A 19398-nucleotide genomic window follows, 5' to 3' on the forward strand; every position below is an offset into this window, starting at 1 on the left:
ATACGGAATAAAGTATTAATTAATAGGAAAAATATAGCATAGAACCGATGTTAGTTCTATGCCTTTTAGAATACTTAAAATTAAATTCCCGAAGGGAGCGTGGCGAAAGCCACTTTTTTATGTATAGATAAATATTTAAGAAGTATACATTCTTTATAGGTAGTAATAGAATAATTTGTTAATAAGAAAAATATAATTAGTATTGAAGTGTTATTGTGAGGTTGTCTATGGGAAAGTATAATTCAGAATATAGTAAATACTATAATTCTATAACTAATAAATCAAAAGTCCAAAGGCCATATAGGAATATTAGTAATGGCTATAAGAAAAATAAGAGTAGTAATGTTTTTAGGCAATGTAGTGAATACTGTATATTTCAATGTATAGTAACATTTATTGTTTTAGTGACAGTATTAGCAATGAAGTATTCCAATAATACTAGCACTGTAGAAGCTTTTAATGTCTTTAAAGAAAATATAAGTGAAAGAAGCAGCTATTCTGAAATAATAGATGATATAAAGTATGTAAAGATTAGCGATATAAAAAGTAGAGCAGCAAAATGTTTAAAATGGATAAGAGAGAATATTAGTGAAGCACCAATAGAGAAATGATATGAAAATAAAAAAAATATTTTTAAAAGGTTTCATAAAGGTAAAGTGCAGTTTGTTATATAGATGGAATATATTGATTTTTGCAGAAATAATACTGATGTTTATCATACTTCATCTAGAACAAAAACAAAATTTGCTGATATCTTTTATATCAATACTTATACATGAATTCAGTCACATAATATTGGCAATGATGAGAGGTAGTAAATTTAATAATTTTCAAATGCATATATATGGTGCAAGAGTGGATCTGCTTGATGTAGATGAGCTAAATTATAAAGAAAAGCTGCTTATATACATAGTTGGTCCCTTATCTAATATATGTATTGCTATTATATTTATACTAATAAATTATTATGTAAGATTTGAGCTATCTGAAATTATTGTAACTATTAATATAGGGTTAGCAATATTTAATTTATTGCCAGCATATCCTTTAGATGGTGCAAGAATTTTAGAAGTTATATTATCTAGGAAGATGCTATATAAAGAAGCACAGCTTAGGATAACAGGCATAAGTTATTTTATTGGGGGAGCATTCATTGCCATCTGTTTTTATGGAGTGTATAAATATAGTTCTATTAATGTAACTATGCTGCTAGTTGCTGTTATTATCATTTATATAACGAGAACTGAAAAAAAGGCGGTTATGTATATCTTAATGGGGAATATTTATAAAAAAGTACGAAAGTTAATTAGGAACAACTATCTAGAAAATAGGGTGATTTCTGTATATTATAAATTGGGACTTGTGGATTTAATGAAGATAGTGGATAAGAATAGGTTTAATATTTTTTATGTGCTTGATGATGATTTAAAAGTAAGATTTATTATTGCAGAAGATGAACTGATAGAAGGATTAAAGATTTATGGAAACATTAGCTTAGAGGAATACTATGGTAAGAGATAAGTGTAGTAATTAGTTTCATTTAATTTAATAATATGTTAAAATGAAAAATAAAAAGAAGTACTTAGATACTTCTTTTTATTATGTATAAGGGAGGAACTTATGAATAAAATTAGTGATGATATTTTATGTAAAGTTGAAAAGCCATCAAGATATGTTGGTGGGGAGTTAAATCAAGTAATTAAAAATCCAAAAGATGTTGATATAAGATTTGCATTTTGTTTCCCAGATGTATATGAAGTTGGAATGTCTCACTTAGGAACTAGAATACTTTATCATACAATTAATTTAAGAGAAGATACATATTGTGAAAGAACTTTTGCACCATGGCCAGACATGGAAGAATTAATGAGAAAAAATAATATTCCATTATATACTTTAGAAACTAAAGACTCATTAGATAAATTCGATATATTAGGATTTACTCTTCAATATGAAATGAGTTATACAAATATATTAAATATGCTTGATATGTCTGGAATACCATTTAGAGCTTCTGAAAGGGGAGAAGATGCTCCAATCATTATGGCTGGAGGACCTTGCGCATATAATCCTGAACCATTATGTGATATAGTAGATTTCTTTGAAATTGGTGAAGGCGAAGAAATGATGAATGATGTACTTGATGTTTATAAAAAGTATAAAGGTAAAGGGAAGAAGAAAGAATTTTTAAGAGAAATATCTAAGATAAGAGGTATATATGTACCTTCGTTATATGATGTTTCCTACAATGAAGATGGAACTATCAAGGAATTTACACCTAAGTATGAAGATGTACCAGCTAAGGTACAAAAGAGAATAGTAAATAACTATGATAAGGTAGACTTCCCAGTTGATATGATTGTACCTTACACTGAAATAGTTCATGATAGAGTTGTTCTTGAAACGTTTAGAGGATGTACAAATGGATGTAGGTTCTGTCAAGCCGGTATGATTTATAGACCAGTAAGAGAAAAGACCAGAGATACACTTATAAAACAAGCAAGAGATGCTGTGAAAGCCACTGGATACCAAGAAATTTCTTTATCTTCATTAAGTACATGTGATTATTCTGATATACAAAAGCTTATCACTGAATTAGTGGCTGAGCATGAAGGAAATAAAGTAGGTATAGCTCTTCCATCAATAAGAGTTGACGCTTTCTCAGTTGATTTAATAAAAGAAATTCAAAAAGTAAGAAAGAGTGGACTTACATTTGCACCAGAAGCTGGTTCCCAAAGAATGAGAGATGTAATCAATAAGGGATTAACAGAAGAAAGAATATTAGAAGCTGCTAAGAGTGCTTTTGAATCAGGCTGGAGTACAATTAAGTTATACTTTATAATAGGACTTCCATATGAAACATTAGAAGATGCAGTAGGTATTGCTGAGCTTTCAGATAAGATAGCAGAAGTATACTATAGCATAGAAAAGGAACAAAGAGCTAAGGGGTTAAAGATAACAGCAAGTTCATCAATATTAGTACCAAAGCCATTTACACCGTTCCAATGGGCTCCAATGGAAAGACCAGAAGTTGTAACTGAAAGAATAAAAGCTATCAAATATGCTATTAAGAGCAAGGCTGTAAGCTATAAGTACCACCACCAAGATACATCTCTTATGGAAGCGGTATTTGCTAGAGGAGATAGAAGAACTTGTGCAGCTCTAATTAAGGCTTTTGAAAAGGGAGCTAAGTTTGATGGGTGGTCAGAATACTTCAGTATGGATATTTGGAATGAAGCAATGGCAGAATGTAATATAGATCCAGAGTTCTATGTATATAGAGAAAGAAGTTATGATGAAATATTACCATGGGATTTCATAGATATAGGTGTAAACAGAAAATATCTTGAAAGAGAAAATGAAAAAGCAAAGGTTGCAGCAACTACAAGAAACTGTAGAGAAGGCTGTACTGGATGTGGAATCAATGTAAACTTTAAGGAAGGGAAGTGTTTTGAAGGTGCGATACTTAATTAAATTTTCTAAAGGTGAAGGTATAAAGTTTATCTCTCACTTGGATTTAATGAGAACTATTCAAAGAATAATAAGAAGATCAGAAGTTCCAATAGAATATTCTAAAGGATTCAATCCTCATATGGCACTATCTTTAGCACAACCTCTTTCAGTAGGTGTTTATTCTGATGGGGAATACATGGATATAGTATTAACTGAAAAGATGCAAGTAGATGATATTTTAGCAAGATTAAATGAGGCAGCTCCACCAACAATCAGATTTTTTGAAGCTACTCCAATTGAAATTGTAGAAAATGTTAAGAGAGTGCCACAAGCTATGGCACTTTTAGATGCAGGGAGATACATAATTAAATTAAAGTTAGTTAATGAAGAAAAAGTTGAGGAAAAAATGGCTTCACTTTTAAATGAAAATGCTTGGGAAACTTTAAAGAAAAGCAAAAAAGGGGAAAAGATGGCTGATATAAAGCCTTTAGTTAAAGAGTTAAAGTATTGGGTTAAAGATGGAGAATTAGTTATCAATGCATTGATTGCTACAGGAAGTAGAGAAAATCTATCAGCTGATCTTTTAGCAAGATTTATAACAAGCAAGATAGAAAATGTAAATACAGAATCATTTGTTAGTGTAAAAAGAGAAGAAATGTACGTATTAAAAGATAATAAGTATGTACCATTATTTAAAGCTCTTTAGGATGTGTGTATATGAGAGAAGTTTTTGTTGAAAGTAGAGAAAAGCAGATTAGAGTTGCTGTAAAACAAAATGGTGAACTTGTTCAATGTATAGTTGAAGAAGAAACATCAAAGCCACAGATAGGTGAGATTTATAAAGGACGAATTAAAAATATAGTGCCTGCTATAAATTCTATTTTTGTAGATATTGGCCTGGAGAAAGAAGCTTATATGTATTATAGTGATGAGCTTAAAAGAATGAATATAAAAAAAGGGCAGGATATCTTAATAGAAGTGGTTAAAGAGCCTTTATGTGATAAAGGTGCCAAAGTAACTCATAAGATATCAATAGCAGGAAAAAATCTAGTTTTAATCATGGGAGATGAAGGATTAAGTTTGTCTAAAAGAATTGAAGATGTAATAGATAGACAGAGACTTACTTCAATTATTAAGCCTATTAAAGATGTTGGCATAGTATTAAGGACAGAATCTGTAAAGGCTACAGAAGAAGAACTTTTAAAAGAGCTTGCAATCTTACTAGAAAAGAAAAATGCTATGGAAAGAAAGCTTAGATATTCAACTAATTTAGGCAAACTTCAAAGTAATACTATTTTAAAGAAGTTTTTCGAAGAAATAGAGAATAAGAAAACTAAGGTATTCTTTGATAATGAAGAATATTTAAACAATATAAGTGAAATATTAAAAGATAAAGAGCATATACAGTTATCTTTATATGGTGAAAAAAGAAGTTTATTTGATTTCTATGGCATTGAAAAGGAAATATTAAAATTACGTCATAAAAAAGTTAATTTACCTTGCGGTGGATATATAATAATTGACAAGACAGAGGCTATGTATGTTATAGATGTAAATAGTGGAAAGAATATCAAGGGTCGTGACTTTTCTAAAACTATATTCCAAACTAATTTAGAAGCAGCTAGAGAGTGTGGAAGGCAAATTAAACTGAGAAATTTAAGTGGTATTATTTTAATTGATTTTATAGATTTAAGAGAAGATTATCAAAAACCTAAAATAATAGAAGAATTACGTAAGGCTTTAAAAGAAGATAAAGGTAACGTTAAGGTATATCCTTTTACAGAGCTTGGGCTTATACAGGTTTCAAGAAAAAGAAAAGGAAAATCAATTTATGAATATTTAGAAGAACCTTGTAAAGTATGCAAAAGCAATGGATTTTTACTAAAAAGATCATATATTGAAAATCTTATTAGAAATGAAATTATCAAATGCTCTAGAGAAAACTCAATAAAGGATTTTTATATTGAGATAGATAAGAATTATGAACATGATATTACTGGGGATTTATTTAATTTTATAAAAAATATTGAAGGTTTAGATAAAGAAATTTATTTAAACTTTGCATATGATATTGAAGGTTATAAAATAGAGCCACTTATCTTTTCGAATCAAAAAGATAATTACCAACATTACAAGATAAAAACTATTGAGAAAGTATGATAAATTTCTTTACAAGATGTATAAATTTGTGATAGAATGTCATTTGTAGACCGCACGTAACAGGTTTTAAGTAAAACAAAGTTAAATCTTTGTACCTGCAGAGGCGAGACCGTATTTAGAGGAGGTGTTTTAATGTACGCAGTATTAGTTACAGGTGGAAAGCAATTTAGAGTTCAAGAAGGAGACGTAATATACGTTGAAAAATTAAACGCTGAAGTAGATTCTACAGTTGAATTAACAGAAGTTTTAGCTGTTTCTAACGGAGAAACTTTAAAAGTTGGAACTCCAGTTGTTGAAGGAGCTAAGGTTGTAGCAAAAGTTGCAGCTCAAGGTAAAGCTAAGAAAATAACAGTTTTCAAGTATAAACCAAAGAAGGATTACAGAAAGAAAACTGGACACAGACAACCATACACTAAGTTAGTTATCGAAAAAATTGAAGCTTAATTTTAAGTTATGATTAAGGTTGTTAGTTTTAAACGCAATAGTTTATCAATCGGATTTAAGATTGAAGGCCATGCTTTATCAAGAAAAGAAATGGAAAACACCATTGGTGATGCGTACGATATGATATGCAACTCTGTTTCAGTATTATCTCAAGGTATCTTAATTGGTATGGTAGAAGTGCTTAAACTTCCTGTAAAGTATGAGATAAATGATGGTTTTTTATCATTAGATTTATCTACTCTTAATGAAGAAATGATAATGCAAGGACAAACTTTACTTTTAACATTTGAAAAAAGTATTGAAAGTGTAATTATGTCTCTTGATGCAAGTTTAGGGAAAAATAAACGGAATAAATATATAAAATTTATGTACGAGGAGGTGTAAATATATGTTAATGATTAACCTTCAATTATTTGCCCACAAAAAAGGGGTAGGTAGCTCAAAGAACGGTAGAGATTCTGAATCTAAAAGATTAGGTGCTAAAGCTGCAGACGGAGAATTCGTTTTAGCTGGAAACATCCTTTATAGACAAAGAGGAACTAAAATCCACCCAGGTGTTAACGTAGGAAGAGGTGGAGATGATACTCTATTTGCTACAGTAGACGGAATTGTTAAATTCGAAAGAATGGGAAGAGACAAGAAAAAAGTTTCTGTGTACCCAGTACAAGTTGAAGAAATAGCAGAATAATTTTTATAATAAAAGCACCCATATGGGTGCTTTTATTACTATACAGAATAATTTAAATAGCTTGTTGTGGGAATAATAAATAAAAAGTTTTGTTATTTCTGAAAATAATAACGATTGGAGGAAAAGAGATGTTTATAGATAGAGCCAAGATATACGTTAAGTCTGGAAATGGTGGAAATGGTGCTGTAACTTTTAGAAGAGAAAAGTATGTTCCACTTGGAGGTCCAGATGGTGGAGATGGTGGAAAAGGTGGAAGTGTAAAGTTTATAGTAGATACAGGGCTAACTACACTTTTAGACTTTAAATATAAAAAGAAATTCGTAGCAGCTGATGGTGGAAACGGTCAAGGCTCAAAATGTTACGGAAAAGACGGAGAGGATCTTGTTATTAAAGTACCAATGGGAACAATAATAAGAGAAGCTGAATCAAACAAAATCATTGTAGATTTATCACATAAAGATGATGAATTTGTTTTAGCTAGAGGTGGTAAAGGTGGTAAAGGAAATTGTAAATTCTGTACACCTACAAGACAGGCACCACACTTTGCTGAACCAGGAATGCCAGGTGAAGAGTTTAATTTAATATTAGAATTAAAATTATTAGCTGACGTTGGTTTAGTTGGATTCCCTAATGTAGGTAAATCAACGTTATTATCAACAGTAACAGCTGCTAAGCCAAAGATAGCTAACTATCACTTTACAACATTAAAGCCAAATTTAGGTGTTGTTAAAGCTGAAGGAATGAATGCTTTTGTTATGGCTGATATTCCAGGTATAATTGAAGGGGCTGCCGAAGGTGTTGGTTTAGGATTAGCGTTTTTAAGACATATAGAAAGAACTAGACTTCTTATACATGTTGTTGATATTTCAGGAGTTGAAGGAAGAGATGCTTTTGAAGATTTCGTAAAAATTAATGAAGAGCTTAAGAAGTATTCAGTTAAGCTTTGGGATAGACCACAAATAGTAGTAGCTAATAAGACTGATATGTTATATGATGAATCAATATTTGAGGACTTTAAGAAAAAAGTTAATGAATTAGGATTTGATAAGGTTTATAAGATGTCTGCAGCTACTAAGTTAGGTGTAGAAGAAGTAATAAAAGAAGCTGGAAGAATGCTTACAGAAATTCCATTTGCAGATTTAGAAATTACTGATGAAGAAAGATATATCCCAGAAGAAAAGAAATTCACATATGAAATTAATGTTGAACATGGTGAAGAGTACGATACATATTATGTTTCAGGCTCATTTGTAGATAGATTATTAGCTTCAGTTAATATCCATGATGCAGATTCGTTAAGATACTTCCATAAAGTTCTTAACAATAAAGGTGTATTCAACGAATTAAGAGAAATGGGAATTAAAGACGGAGATATGGTTAGCTTAAATGACTTTGAATTTGAGTATATTTTATAGGAGGATTAAAATATGATAACGAGTAAACAAAGAGCATATTTAAGAGGGTTAGCGAATACTATGCAACCAATATTCCAAATTGGAAAAGGTGGAATAGAAGAAGCTTTCTTAAAGCAAATTGAAGATGCATTAGAAAAAAGAGAGTTAATAAAGATAAAGGTTTTAGAAAACAGCGGATTAGATGCAAGAGAAGCATCAAATGAAATCTGTGAAGCAATAGGATGCGAAGGAATTCAAGCTATTGGAAGTAAGATAGTATTATTTAAGCAATCAAAGAAAAAGCCAACAATAGAATTACCTGTAGCAAGAAAGAAGTAAGACTATGAAGAAGTATGGTATAATGGGAGGAACTTTTAATCCTATTCATTTAGCACATTTATATATTGCTTATGAAGCAAAAGAGCAATTGAATTTAGATAAAGTTATATTTATGCCAGCTGGAAATCCACCTCATAAAAAGGATACAATAATTGACGCAAAATTTAGATATGAGATGGTAAGAAGAGCTATAGAAGGTTATGAAGGATTTGAAATTAATTCTTATGAAATAGAGAAAAACGGATATAGTTATACTTATGAAACTTTGAATGTACTTAAAGAAGTAAATCTTAAGCTATACTTTATAGCTGGAGCTGATTCTTTAATGGATATTGAAAAGTGGAAAAATACTAAAGAAGTATTAAATAATTGTACCTTTGTAGTATTTAATAGAGGGGAATTTAATAGAGAAACATTAAAAAGTCAAAAGGAATATCTAGAAAATAAATATCAAGCAGAAATAGTACTGCTTGATATTATGTCTATAGATATTTCTTCAACTATAATAAGAAAAAGAATCAAGGAAGAAAAGAGGGTAGACTTCTTCCTTCCTAATAAAGTTTTGGAATATATAAATTATAATAATCTTTATAGGGGGACTAATTAATGAAAAATATTGAATTCATGAAAGAGTATTTGGAAGAAAATCTGGTAAAGGGAAGATATCTACATACTTTAGGTGTAGTTGAAACAGCAAAGGATTTAGCTAAAAGATACGGAGTAGATATTAAAAAGGCTGAAATAGCAGCTTTAGCCCATGATATAGCAAAAAATTTATCTTCGGAGCAATTATTAAAAATTATAGAGGCAAATAATATTACATTAAGTGTAGATGAAAAAAATACTAGAGAGTTATGGCATTCTATTGTAGGGCCAATAGTAGCTAGAGAACGCTTTGGAATAGTAGATGAAGAAATATTAAGTGCCATAAGATGGCACACTACTGGAAAAGAAAATATGTCAAAGCTTGATAAAATAATATATTTGGCGGATATGATTGAACCATCAAGAGATTTTTCAATGGTAGAAGAATTAAGAAATGATAGCAAAGATGATTTAGATAAAGCTATGCTAAATGCTTTAACTTATACAATAAAATATTTACTTGAAAAGGGCTGTTTAATTGATGTTAATACAGTGAAAGCAAGAAATTATTTATTGTATAATAATTATAAATAGATATATAAAATTATTTGTGAGGTAATTGGTATGGCTACACATAAAGATGATAAAAAAAGTGATAATGTCGCGAAGAAAAAGAGACTTAATGCTTCGGTGATTAGTAAGGCTGAAAGAGTACAAATGGAAAAAAGGAAAGAAGCTAGAAGAAAAGCAAAGAAAAAAGCTCAAAGAAAAAGAGCAGTAGCTTCTTTTGTAATATTAATTTTTTTACTGATAGCATTTACCGCAATATATGCTTTATCATTTATTTTTGGGCTAAAGACAGATAATCTTGGAGGTGGAAAAGCACCAGCTAAAAATGAATCATTAAACATATTAGTGGTAGGTATGGATATAGGAGATATTGATCAAGAAGGCAATACTGGACTTAGAAGAACAGATACAATGATGGTATTTAATTATAATCCTATTACTGATGTTGTTAATATTGTGTCAATACCAAGGGATACACTTATAGAAGTAGAAGATGCCTATGATTCTGAAGGGAATTACATTCCTTATTGGAAAATAAATGCTGCTTATGCTTTAGGCGGCGAAGATGAACTTGTGATGCAGGTGAAAAAATTATTAGAAATAGATGTGAACTACATTGTTGAAATAGATTATAAGGCATTTAGGAGCATAATAGACGCCATTGGTGGAATAGAGATGTATATAGATAGAAATATGGATTATGATGATGATGCACAAAATCTTCATATTCATTTTAAAGAAGGTGAGACAGTTCTTTTAGATGGTGAAAAATCTGAAGAATTTATCAGATGGAGAAAGAATAATGATGGTAGTGGATTTGTTGATGGAGATTTAGGAAGAATATCAAATCAACAAAGATTCATGCAAGCTGTATTTAAGAAGATGATGAATCCTTTAATTTTACTAGATTTGCCAGATATTATGAATGCTGTAAAATCTAATGTAGTAACGAATATGAGTGGTAGTCAGATAATTAATTATGCTTTAAAGATTGTAAAGAATTCAGGAATAAGTATGCATACATTACAAGGGTATGATGAAAAAATATATGGACAATCATTTTTAGTTGTTGAAAAAAGTTATAATACAGATATATTAGACGCCCTTAAGTCAGGTGCATCTGTATCTTCTGTGGATAGAACTGGATATAACATTTTAGTTTTAAATGGAACTAATACTAATGGATTAGCAGGGAATTTTAGAAGCGACCTTCAGAAAATAGGATATGTAAATGTTACTATAGATAATGCAGAGTCAACGGATAAATCTATTATAATGTGTAAAGACAGTAAACTTAGAGATATATTAAAAAGTGATACAGGCATAGGTAAAACAAGTAAGGATATAAGTAATTATCCTGAATATGATGCAGTTATAATTTTAGGTGAAGACTATAATTAATTTATATTATGATGGAGGAGTTTAATGAGCACTTTAGAAGAAAAAGTAGATAAGAGATTTGAAGGAAGAAAGATAAGGGAATTCTTAAAGGAAAAGATGGGATTATCATCAAGGCTCATAAAAGGTGCATCAATTGACAAGAGGATATTAGTAAATAATACTCCTGTTAAGATGAACTATGTGTTAAAGGAAAATGATGAAATTGTAATAAATTTAGCCAAAAAGGAAAGTCAAAATATCGCTCCAGAAAAGATAAATCTTGATATAGTATATGAAGATAAAGATATCATAGTTATAAATAAAGCACCTAATATGGTGGTACATCCAACTAAAAGATATCAAAGTGGAACCCTTGCCAATGGGTTATTATATTACTTTAAAGAAAGTAAGCAAGATTGTATAGTAAGGCTAGTAAGCAGATTGGATATGGATACATCAGGTCTTATAATAGTGGCAAAGAACCAGTATGCTCATAGCGAGTTATCTAATCAAATGCAAAACAATAATGTAGAAAAACGATATCTAGCTTTAGTTCATGGCAATTTTACAGAAAAGGAAGGAACAATAGACCTTCCTATATATAGACCAGAAATCGAAGGAGTTATGGCGAGAGTCGTAGATAGAAGAGGTCAAAGAAGTGTAACTCATTATAAAGTAATAGAAAGCTATAAAGATGCTGAACTTGTTGAATGTCTATTAGAAACTGGTAGAACACATCAAATTAGAGTTCATATGAAAGCAATGGGTCATCCAATTTATGGGGATACTTTATATGGTGATACAGATGATAGTGCTTTAATTTGTAGGCAGGCTTTACATTCTTATAAATTAAAATTTCAATCTCCAAGAACAAAAGAGGAATTAGCATTAACAGCAAACCTTCCAGCAGATATAGAAAAATTAATAGTAAGCTTAAAAAAAGCAAAATAAACGAGTCCAATTTTGGACTCATTTATTTTGCTTGGAAATATTAAAATCTATGTTTTCTCCTTATTCTTCTTCTGCGTTTATTGTAACGAATTTTTCTTTTTATATTGAAATAAATTATTCTTAAAATAATAAATATAGAAACTATGATAGGAATAAAGAATTTGTTTGAAGATATACTGTTTACTGTTTCTTCTGCCTTGACAGAAGTAGTGTAAGTTCTTGACCCTGCACTTATCAAGTTAACATTAGTATAGGTACTTCCATTTACTAAAAGTGAAGCATTTTCAAATAATATGTCTCCTTCACTAATAGTTTGAGTAGAATAATCTTTCTTGACGTAATTAACAGTTATAGAAGGATATAGATTATCAGTTGATAAGAAAGTATAATATATATCTCTGTCACTTGTTAATGGAATAGTAACATCATCATTAATTACATAATTATCTAAAATGTCGCCTATAGACACTATTTTTTTTGTAATAAAGTTTTCAAAGCCCCACTCAAATACAGGACCAACGCTTTTATAATGTTCAGCCTTATTATTTGCATTTAAAAAAGCAGCAATTAAATATTGAGAATCCTTTTTTGCAGCTGCCACATAAGTATGATTTGCTTCATCAGTCCAGCCAGTTTTCCCTGTAAATATATAATCATAAACATATTCAGGATAGTTATATTTTGCATAACTTGAGTAAGGTGAACAATTATTACCATTTATTGCCCAACGTTCACTACCATCTGTATAAGGATGATTTTTGTAATAATATTCATCAATTTGTGATATTCTAACAAAATCATTATATTCAGCTGCATATTGTAATATTAAAGCTAAGTCGTGAGCAGTAGTAAGATGTCCTTCTTCATGTAAACCACTTGGATTTTTAAATGTAGTATTTACAGCACCAATTTCATGGGCTTTTCTTGTCATCATTTGAGCAAAATTTTCTATTGAACCCCCTACATGTTCAGCAAGTGCTTCAGCAGCATCATTAGCTGATGGTAATAAAAGTCCAATAAGTAATTCCTCTATAGTGTAAACTTCACCTTCTTGAAGTCCCATAGAACTTCCATCGGCATAAGGAGGATTTTCTCCAATGGTAACTTGTTCATTAAGTGAGCAGTTTTCTAAAGTAATTATTGCTGTCATTACTTTTGTTGTAGATGCTGGTTCAAATTGAACATCTGAATTTTTTTCATAGAGAATATCTCCAGTATATCCATCTATTAAGCACACACCCTGTGCATTTAATTCAGGTACTTCACTAACATAAGCATTAGCATTTATCATGCATATATTCAAAATTAAAATAACAAAAATAAAAAGTGAAGCAATTATTTTTTTTGTATAGTTCCCCATAAGTATCTCCCATGTATGTTTTTATTCTTTTTCATTTTAGCAAAAATTATATATAAATTCTATTTATATGTATGAAAATTACCGAAAATTCAGATTAAATTTAATATATATGTTAATAATTATATATTATGAAAAAGGTGGGAGAAAATGATTGACTTAAAAAATAAAAAGATTATAGGGTTAGTTATAATAACCATTATTATTTTTATTGTTTCAATATTTTTATATAAACAAAAAAGTAGTAATGCTTTCAAGGAAGAATATATGACGGAAATATTTGAGGAAGAAAGTAATGATAACATGGAATATACCGAAACATTAGAAGAAGATACCACTATTATCAATGAAGATAGTATAGACAGAAATAAAATAATTGTTGAAATAAAAGGAGAAGTTGCAAAGCCAGATGTTTATCAGTTAGAAGAAGGAAGTATTATTAAGGATTTAATTGATATGGCAGGTGGAGTTACAGAGGAAGCAGATTTGAGCAGAATTAACAGAGCAGAGGAACTTCTAAATCATGAACTTATTATTATTGGTAATATTAATGATGAGACAGAAAGTAGTGTAGTTCAAAATAATAGTACATACAGTAGTAACGGTAATAATAGCGATAAAGTTAGCACATTAATAAATATAAATACAGCAGATTTAGAACAACTTAAGGAGATAACAGGAATTGGTAATATAAAAGCACAAAGCATAATTGATTATAGAGAAGCTAATGGAGGTTTCAAATCTTTAGAGGAATTAAAAAATGTTGATGGAATAGGTGATAAGACTTTTGAAAAGATAAAAGAGCAAATAACTTTATAAGTATTTGACATATGAATTTTATTTAAAGATTAGTGCTAAAACTTTAAAATAACTTTTTGAAATGTTATAATATATTGGATTTAAGAAATCATAAAAACTTTTATCGATGGAAGAAGAGGTAATTTATGAATAAAAAGAGAATTTCAATTATTTTAAGCGGATTATTAATGATGACTATGGTATCATGTACTAATAAAGATAATATTAGTATTTCATTAGAGGATAATAAAGCTAGAGTTATAGAAAATATACAAGCTGAAGGTACATGGGCAACTGATTACTCTAGAAATGAAGTTCAAAATTTACATGAAGAAATATTACACAGAATAGAAGATATATGTACTATACTAGAAGTACAAGATGAATATAGTTTACATGAAGAAGTTAAAGATGAAAATGGAACAACTGTAAATAGAAATGGTCTATATTTAGAAATACCAGAACCAGAAAGCAACAGAATAGAAAGTATGACATATGAATTAGTTCAATATGGAAATGATTTATCTTCTGGTAAGCTGGTATTAAAAATTGGATTTAACCTTGATAATAAAGCAATAAAAGAAGAAGGAGAATTCAAATTTGAAAATACAGCTATAAAAGCTTTCTCAGAAGCCTTTACAGGGGAAGAGAATAGGGATTATACTGAATTAAATAAAGAAATATATGATATAATCACTAATAGTTCAGGAGTAAATAAAATTGAAAATAAACTTGATGGATTATCAGAAACAATAACTATAACAGATGATTATTTAATTTATACATTAGAAAGTAAAGAGTATAACTTTAAATAAAAAATGGAGGAGATAATAAATGAATAATAAAGATGAATTTGAAAATTTAGAGGAAAATATTGAAGAAGGGATATCAGAAGAAATAGTAGTAGATACTGTTTTAAAAGAAGATGGAAAAGTAATTAGGTTTATTAAAAATATTTTAAGTGGTATTGTAGACCAAATAGTGGCAGTGGTTATTGCGTTAATATTATATTTAGCAATTTCGTTAATATTTAAGGTTGCAGGTTATAAAATAGTTATGAGAGAGGAAATGTTCCTTATTGTGTTTATTGTAAGTAATGTGTTATATTATCCTTTAGTACAAGAATTTTTAGGCGGTAAAACATTAGGAAGAAAATTTGTATTAAGATAATATGCTTATGATGAATAAATATAAATAGGAGTGGACTATGAAAAGAGGAAGCCAAGTTACAATAAAAATTGAAAAGACAGAATTTCCTTCTGTTGGGATAAGTGAATTTGAAGGTAAAAAATTATATATTAAAGGGGCTTTCCCAGGTCAAACTGTAAAAGGAACTGTAAAGAAAAAAAGAGATACATATGCAGATGTTAAACTTGTAGAAGTTTTAGAAAAAGCACCATATGAAATAGAGGCACCATGTCCTCATTTTGGTGTTTGTGGAGGGTGTAGCTCTCAAAACTTAACTTATGAAAAACAATTAGAGTTATTGAGTGATGAAGTATGTGAGCTATTTGAAGATAAAGATATCCCAATGGGAATGTATCTTGGAGTTAAAGGTAGCGAAAATACTTGGGAATATAGAAATAAGATGGAATTCACTTTTGGTGATTTAGAAAAAGGTGGAGAGCTTACTTTAGGTATGCATATGAAAGGTAAATCTTTTGGTGTGCTTACAGTTGATAACTGTATGATAGTGGATGAAGACTTTAGAAAAGTTCTTACACTTACAGTAGATTACTTTAGAAAGCAAAACCTTCCTTACTATAGAGTAATGAAGAGAGAAGGATACTTAAGACATCTTGTAGTTAGAAAAGCATCTAATACTGGAGAACTTATGGTAAACCTTGTTACAACTACTCAAATAGATTTTGATTTAAGTGAATATACAGAAATTTTAAAATCACAAACTTATAAAGGTCAATTAGTATCAGTATTACATACTGAAAATGATTCATTCTCAGATGCAGTAGTACCTGAAAAAGTTAATATACTATATGGTAGAGATTATATAATAGAAGAATTACTAGATCTTAAATTTAAGATATCACCATTTTCATTCTTTCAAACTAACTCTAGAGGAGCAGAATCTCTTTATAGTATAGTAAGGGATTTCATGGGGAATGGGGAGAATAAAGTTGTGTTTGACCTTTACTGTGGAACAGGAACTATCGGGCAAATAGCAGCACATAATGCTAAAAAGGTTATTGGGCTTGAACTTATTGAAGAAGCTGTTGAAGCAGCAAAAGAAAATGCTAAGCTAAATGGTTTAGATAACTGTGAATTTATTGCTGGTGATGTTGCAGAAACAATTAAGCAAGTCAAAGTTAAACCAGACATAATAATTTTAGATCCACCAAGAAGTGGTGTATCTCCAAAAGCCTTAGATTACGTAATTAAATTTAATGCAAAAGAAATAATCTATGTTTCATGTAATCCAAAAACAATGGTGGATAACTTAGAAACTCTACTAGTAGCAGGTTATAAAGTAGAAAAGAGTAAAGTTAAGGACATGTTCCCAAATACTCCTCACGCTGAGACCTGTGTGAAGTTAATTAAATCTGAAAAATAAATGGAAGCTTCCGAGAATCTAGAGACTGTAGATAATTTTGTGTAATATAGTTTCTTATAAATCAAATATTACTGGAAATTTTGATTTTCAGTAATATTTTTTTATTATCTAGAAATACTAATAATGTGTTTTTCTATTCTTGTATATTATCTAACAAAAGTTAGATAATATACATAAATTTTATAAAAAGTACAAGCTTTTATGCTAATTCATCTTTTAATTCTTCAGTAAAAAATAATGTTAGCTCCGCTAGCGTAGCACCCCAGTTTGGAACTGGTTGAGTCCATTTTTCCATGATTTCCATAGTTGCTAGATATACACACTTGTTTAGAGATTCATCTGTAGGAAATATAGTTCTAGATTTAGTATACTTACGCACCTGTCTATTGAATCCTTCAAGTGCATTAGTTGTATAGATGATTTTTCTTATTCTAGGTGAAAAATCAAAGAAAGTAGATAAGTTATTCCAGTTGTTATACCATGAATCTATGACCATTCCATAACTATTTCCCCAAGTTTCTTTTAGTTTGTCTAGCTGCGCCAACGCAAGTTCTTCGGTTGTAGCTTTATAAACTTCTTTTAAATCTTTCATAAATGATTTTTTATCTTTTGATGCTATGTATTTTATAGAGTTTCTTATTTGATGAACAATACATGTTTGTATATTAGCTGATGGAAATACGGTTTGAATAGCTTGTGGTAACCCTTTAAGACCATCCATACAAGCAATTAAGATTTCCTTTACACCTCTATTTTTTAAGTCATTGCAAATACCTAGCCAAAACTTAGCTCCTTCAGCTTCATCAACCCATAGTCCAAGAATATCCTTATATCCTTCCATCGTATATCCTAAACAAATATATACAGCCTTATTAACTATTTTTCCATTGCTTCTAACCTTAAAGTACATAGCATCTAAATAAACTATTGGATATATTTTATCTAACATTCTATTTTGCCATTCGGTAGCGGTAGCTATTACTTTATCTGTTATTTTAGAAACCATTGATGGTGAGATTGTTATTCCATATAAATCTTCTATTTCAGCCTGAATATCGCTAGTAGTTATACCCTTAGCATAAAGAGAGATTATTTTTTTATCTAGTTCATTACAAACAGTTTCATATTTCTTTACTATTTGAGGTTCGAATTCAGACTTTCTATCCCTTGGTATATCGAGATCAACAGTTCCAAATGAACTTCTTAGATTTTTTTGGCTATATCCATTTCTATAATTTCTTTCGCTAGGTTCAATATCGCTTTGACGTTGGTATTTATCTCTTCCGAGATGTTCATCCATTTCTGCTTCAAGTATATTTTCTAGTACATCCTTAACTAACATTTGAACTAACCCGTTCTTTCCAAGAACGTCATCGATTGTTTTACACTTTTTTACCTCTGAATTGTAATCAAAATTGATATCATTTTTTCTTCCCATAAAAATTCCTCCTAAAATTTATATTGTATATTATTCCAAATCTACCAACTAATCATACAAAAAAAAGAGTAGATAGATTTGTGTTTTACACAAACTTATCTACTCTCCCTGCATTTCAGCAAGTTTCAATTCTACCATACCTTCAATTTTTAATTTTTCTTTTTCTGGCAATTTTCTAAAGTTAGTTATAAAGTTTATTTCTTCCTCTGATAAGTCGAAGTTAGCAGTATCCAATCCTAAAAGCCAGTCAGAACTAACATTAAAATACTTTGCAAGTTTTGATAATATCTCAATGTTTGGTTCTCTTTTATCTTTTTCATATTTATGCAAATTTTCAAATTGAAGAGTATCCATTAATTCACGCTGTGTTACACCAGCTTTTTTTCTTAAATAAGCAAGTTTTTCTCCTAAAGTTTCTATTCTAAACACCTCTCTTAAAGTCTAAATGACTTAAAAATATACAAAAAGAGTCTTAATGACTACAAAAATATTGATTCAGAGTCAAAATGACTTTAAAATAGATATTGGATAAGAAATTACATCATTTTAAGGTCAAATTTATTATAACATAATGAGCTTAAGATATAAATTAAAGGAGGAGGTTTATGAACCAAGATACAGATTTGTTTGGAGTAATTGTGAAGAAGAGGTTAATAGAATTAAAAATGACACAAAGAGATTTAGCTAAAAAATTAAATATGAATGAAAATTATTTAACAGACATATTAGCAGGAAGAAAGAGTGGTGCAAAATACAGAAATAACATTTTAAGTGAAATTGGATTAATAGAAGAGTTGGGGGATTAAAATGAGATACATAAAATATTTATTTAATTATTACAATAAAGAGTATTTAATAAAAAGTTATTTAGTAGCTTTATTTATGGCATTTCTTTATATATCGGGTACATTAGAAGGAGATAAAGTTGATGTATTGATATCAGTAGAAGGTATGAAATATATAGTAATTGCAATTTCTTTTACGATACTATATCCATTTTCTAAAGGGACTTATTTGAGTATTAAAGAAAGTTTGTTATCGGAGATACCAATAATATTTGCCAATATAGTAGTTATATTTATAGCAAAACTTTTTATGGCTATGATATTATGGGGATTTTCTGTTCCATTAGGAATTGTAAATTTAATTATAATTTACACTAAATATAGAAAAAATACTGTTAAAATTATAAAGAAAGATATAACAGGAGATATTGAAGGATTTAAAATAGATTAATTTAGAAATATGTAAGTGTTATTATATTTAGACCTA

Annotated in this window: 23 protein-coding genes; 20 read left to right on the plus strand and 3 right to left on the minus strand. The window is 29.4% G+C overall.

Features of this window, described 5'->3' with window-relative positions:
• Nucleotides 1–227 precede the first annotated feature (227 nt).
• The 14 genes from H8R92_RS02510 (at nt 228) to H8R92_RS02575 (ending at nt 11964) form a co-directional block, all read left to right on the plus strand.
• The gene (locus H8R92_RS02510; protein ID WP_186834630.1) at nt 228–611 is read left to right on the plus strand and encodes a hypothetical protein; all 384 of its coding nucleotides are present in this window, start codon (nt 228–230) and stop codon (nt 609–611) included.
• Between the two features lies 1 nt (nt 612).
• On the plus strand, nt 613–1521 hold the full coding sequence (locus H8R92_RS02515) for a site-2 protease family protein (RefSeq protein WP_186834631.1): 909 nt from the start codon (nt 613–615) through the stop codon (nt 1519–1521).
• Nucleotides 1522–1620: 99 nt separating this feature from the next.
• Nucleotides 1621–3474 (plus strand): TIGR03960 family B12-binding radical SAM protein, encoded by a 1854-nt coding sequence (locus tag H8R92_RS02520; RefSeq protein ID WP_186834632.1) that lies wholly within the window; start codon nt 1621–1623, stop codon nt 3472–3474.
• The gene (locus H8R92_RS02525) at nt 3458–4159 is read left to right on the plus strand and encodes a TIGR03936 family radical SAM-associated protein (RefSeq protein ID WP_186834732.1); all 702 of its coding nucleotides are present in this window, start codon (nt 3458–3460) and stop codon (nt 4157–4159) included. Before H8R92_RS02520 ends, H8R92_RS02525 begins: the two co-directional genes overlap by 17 nt.
• An 11-nt stretch (nt 4160–4170) precedes the next feature.
• Entirely contained in the window at nt 4171–5613 is a 1443-nt protein-coding gene (locus H8R92_RS02530) for an Rne/Rng family ribonuclease (protein WP_186834633.1), read from the plus strand.
• A gap of 132 nt (nt 5614–5745) precedes the next feature.
• The gene (gene rplU / locus H8R92_RS02535; protein ID WP_186834634.1) at nt 5746–6057 is read left to right on the plus strand and encodes a 50S ribosomal protein L21; all 312 of its coding nucleotides are present in this window, start codon (nt 5746–5748) and stop codon (nt 6055–6057) included.
• A gap of 9 nt (nt 6058–6066) precedes the next feature.
• Nucleotides 6067–6441: a ribosomal-processing cysteine protease Prp gene (locus tag H8R92_RS02540; protein ID WP_022211814.1), complete on the plus strand. Its 375-nt coding sequence runs from the start codon at nt 6067–6069 to the stop codon at nt 6439–6441.
• 4 nt (nt 6442–6445) lie between these two features.
• A complete protein-coding gene (gene rpmA, locus H8R92_RS02545) occupies nt 6446–6745 on the plus strand; it encodes a 50S ribosomal protein L27 (RefSeq protein WP_022211813.1) in 300 nt (99 codons plus the stop codon).
• Between the two features lie 128 nt (nt 6746–6873).
• A complete protein-coding gene (gene obgE, locus H8R92_RS02550; protein WP_186834635.1) occupies nt 6874–8160 on the plus strand; it encodes a GTPase ObgE in 1287 nt (428 codons plus the stop codon).
• A gap of 12 nt (nt 8161–8172) precedes the next feature.
• Nucleotides 8173–8478: a ribosome assembly RNA-binding protein YhbY gene (yhbY, locus tag H8R92_RS02555; protein ID WP_022211811.1), complete on the plus strand. Its 306-nt coding sequence runs from the start codon at nt 8173–8175 to the stop codon at nt 8476–8478.
• A gap of 4 nt (nt 8479–8482) precedes the next feature.
• Complete coding sequence (gene nadD / locus H8R92_RS02560; RefSeq protein WP_186834636.1) at nt 8483–9085, plus strand: nicotinate-nucleotide adenylyltransferase; 603 nt, start codon at nt 8483–8485, stop codon at nt 9083–9085.
• Nucleotides 9085–9657 carry a bis(5'-nucleosyl)-tetraphosphatase (symmetrical) YqeK gene (gene yqeK, locus H8R92_RS02565; protein WP_022211809.1) on the plus strand — a complete coding sequence of 191 codons (573 nt, stop codon included), beginning with the start codon at nt 9085–9087 and terminating at the stop codon, nt 9655–9657. The genes nadD and yqeK overlap by 1 nt, the downstream gene beginning before the upstream one ends.
• 30 nt (nt 9658–9687) lie before the next feature.
• Nucleotides 9688–11034, plus strand: a complete 1347-nt coding sequence (locus tag H8R92_RS02570; protein ID WP_186834637.1) for an LCP family protein — start codon at nt 9688–9690, stop codon at nt 11032–11034.
• Nucleotides 11035–11058: 24 nt separating this feature from the next.
• Nucleotides 11059–11964 (plus strand): RluA family pseudouridine synthase, encoded by a 906-nt coding sequence (locus H8R92_RS02575; RefSeq protein WP_186834638.1) that lies wholly within the window; start codon nt 11059–11061, stop codon nt 11962–11964.
• A 40-nt stretch (nt 11965–12004) separates the two neighbouring features.
• On the opposite strand, the gene H8R92_RS02580 is transcribed toward H8R92_RS02575, so the two are convergent.
• The gene (locus H8R92_RS02580) at nt 12005–13324 is read right to left on the minus strand and encodes a D-alanyl-D-alanine carboxypeptidase family protein (RefSeq protein WP_186834639.1); all 1320 of its coding nucleotides are present in this window, start codon (nt 13322–13324) and stop codon (nt 12005–12007) included.
• A 147-nt stretch (nt 13325–13471) separates the two neighbouring features.
• On the opposite strand from H8R92_RS02580, the gene H8R92_RS02585 reads away from it, so the two are divergent.
• From H8R92_RS02585 to rlmD, 4 genes are all read left to right on the plus strand, one after another.
• A complete protein-coding gene (locus H8R92_RS02585; RefSeq protein ID WP_022211805.1) occupies nt 13472–14140 on the plus strand; it encodes a ComEA family DNA-binding protein in 669 nt (222 codons plus the stop codon).
• A 125-nt stretch (nt 14141–14265) separates the two neighbouring features.
• Nucleotides 14266–14934 (plus strand): hypothetical protein, encoded by a 669-nt coding sequence (locus H8R92_RS02590; RefSeq protein ID WP_022211804.1) that lies wholly within the window; start codon nt 14266–14268, stop codon nt 14932–14934.
• Between the two features lie 19 nt (nt 14935–14953).
• A complete protein-coding gene (locus H8R92_RS02595; protein ID WP_022211803.1) occupies nt 14954–15289 on the plus strand; it encodes a hypothetical protein in 336 nt (111 codons plus the stop codon).
• Between the two features lie 37 nt (nt 15290–15326).
• Nucleotides 15327–16688 carry a 23S rRNA (uracil(1939)-C(5))-methyltransferase RlmD gene (gene rlmD, locus H8R92_RS02600; protein WP_186834640.1) on the plus strand — a complete coding sequence of 454 codons (1362 nt, stop codon included), beginning with the start codon at nt 15327–15329 and terminating at the stop codon, nt 16686–16688.
• Between the two features lie 199 nt (nt 16689–16887).
• Here the strand turns inward: rlmD and H8R92_RS02605 are convergent, their stop codons facing one another.
• Both H8R92_RS02605 and H8R92_RS02610 read right to left on the minus strand, forming a co-directional pair.
• Nucleotides 16888–18126, minus strand: a complete 1239-nt coding sequence (locus tag H8R92_RS02605; protein ID WP_186834641.1) for an IS256 family transposase — start codon at nt 18124–18126, stop codon at nt 16888–16890.
• Nucleotides 18127–18225: 99 nt separating this feature from the next.
• A complete protein-coding gene (locus tag H8R92_RS02610) occupies nt 18226–18555 on the minus strand; it encodes a helix-turn-helix domain-containing protein (RefSeq protein ID WP_330606864.1) in 330 nt (109 codons plus the stop codon).
• Between the two features lie 176 nt (nt 18556–18731).
• Between H8R92_RS02610 and H8R92_RS02615 the strand changes: the two genes are divergently transcribed.
• Together H8R92_RS02615 and H8R92_RS02620 are read left to right on the plus strand one after the other, a co-directional pair.
• Nucleotides 18732–18932, plus strand: a complete 201-nt coding sequence (locus H8R92_RS02615) for a helix-turn-helix domain-containing protein (protein ID WP_186834642.1) — start codon at nt 18732–18734, stop codon at nt 18930–18932.
• A gap of 1 nt (nt 18933) precedes the next feature.
• Nucleotides 18934–19362 carry a hypothetical protein gene (locus H8R92_RS02620; protein WP_186834643.1) on the plus strand — a complete coding sequence of 143 codons (429 nt, stop codon included), beginning with the start codon at nt 18934–18936 and terminating at the stop codon, nt 19360–19362.
• Nucleotides 19363–19398 lie beyond the last annotated feature (36 nt).

The organism is Clostridium lentum, from assembly GCF_014287815.1.
Classification (GTDB): Bacteria; Bacillota; Clostridia; order Clostridiales; family Clostridiaceae; genus Clostridium; species Clostridium lentum.

Excerpts from the sequence above, each read along its gene's own strand:
- H8R92_RS02510 (WP_186834630.1), top strand. The coding sequence starts at position 228 with ATGGGAAAGTATAATTCAGAATATAGTAAATACTATAATTCTATAACT.
- H8R92_RS02515 (WP_186834631.1), top strand. The coding sequence starts at position 613 with ATGAAAATAAAAAAAATATTTTTAAAAGGTTTCATAAAGGTAAAGTGC.
- H8R92_RS02520 (WP_186834632.1), top strand. The coding sequence starts at position 1,621 with ATGAATAAAATTAGTGATGATATTTTATGTAAAGTTGAAAAGCCATCA.
- H8R92_RS02530 (WP_186834633.1), top strand. The coding sequence starts at position 4,171 with ATGAGAGAAGTTTTTGTTGAAAGTAGAGAAAAGCAGATTAGAGTTGCT.
- rplU (WP_186834634.1), top strand. The coding sequence starts at position 5,746 with ATGTACGCAGTATTAGTTACAGGTGGAAAGCAATTTAGAGTTCAAGAA.
- H8R92_RS02540 (WP_022211814.1), top strand. The coding sequence starts at position 6,067 with ATGATTAAGGTTGTTAGTTTTAAACGCAATAGTTTATCAATCGGATTT.
- rpmA (WP_022211813.1), top strand. The coding sequence starts at position 6,446 with ATGTTAATGATTAACCTTCAATTATTTGCCCACAAAAAAGGGGTAGGT.
- obgE (WP_186834635.1), top strand. The coding sequence starts at position 6,874 with ATGTTTATAGATAGAGCCAAGATATACGTTAAGTCTGGAAATGGTGGA.
- yhbY (WP_022211811.1), top strand. The coding sequence starts at position 8,173 with ATGATAACGAGTAAACAAAGAGCATATTTAAGAGGGTTAGCGAATACT.
- nadD (WP_186834636.1), top strand. The coding sequence starts at position 8,483 with ATGAAGAAGTATGGTATAATGGGAGGAACTTTTAATCCTATTCATTTA.
- yqeK (WP_022211809.1), top strand. The coding sequence starts at position 9,085 with ATGAAAAATATTGAATTCATGAAAGAGTATTTGGAAGAAAATCTGGTA.
- H8R92_RS02570 (WP_186834637.1), top strand. The coding sequence starts at position 9,688 with ATGGCTACACATAAAGATGATAAAAAAAGTGATAATGTCGCGAAGAAA.
- H8R92_RS02575 (WP_186834638.1), top strand. The coding sequence starts at position 11,059 with ATGAGCACTTTAGAAGAAAAAGTAGATAAGAGATTTGAAGGAAGAAAG.
- H8R92_RS02580 (WP_186834639.1), bottom strand. The coding sequence starts at position 13,324 with ATGGGGAACTATACAAAAAAAATAATTGCTTCACTTTTTATTTTTGTT.
- H8R92_RS02585 (WP_022211805.1), top strand. The coding sequence starts at position 13,472 with ATGATTGACTTAAAAAATAAAAAGATTATAGGGTTAGTTATAATAACC.
- H8R92_RS02590 (WP_022211804.1), top strand. The coding sequence starts at position 14,266 with ATGAATAAAAAGAGAATTTCAATTATTTTAAGCGGATTATTAATGATG.
- H8R92_RS02595 (WP_022211803.1), top strand. The coding sequence starts at position 14,954 with ATGAATAATAAAGATGAATTTGAAAATTTAGAGGAAAATATTGAAGAA.
- rlmD (WP_186834640.1), top strand. The coding sequence starts at position 15,327 with ATGAAAAGAGGAAGCCAAGTTACAATAAAAATTGAAAAGACAGAATTT.
- H8R92_RS02605 (WP_186834641.1), bottom strand. The coding sequence starts at position 18,126 with ATGGGAAGAAAAAATGATATCAATTTTGATTACAATTCAGAGGTAAAA.
- H8R92_RS02615 (WP_186834642.1), top strand. The coding sequence starts at position 18,732 with ATGAACCAAGATACAGATTTGTTTGGAGTAATTGTGAAGAAGAGGTTA.
- H8R92_RS02620 (WP_186834643.1), top strand. The coding sequence starts at position 18,934 with ATGAGATACATAAAATATTTATTTAATTATTACAATAAAGAGTATTTA.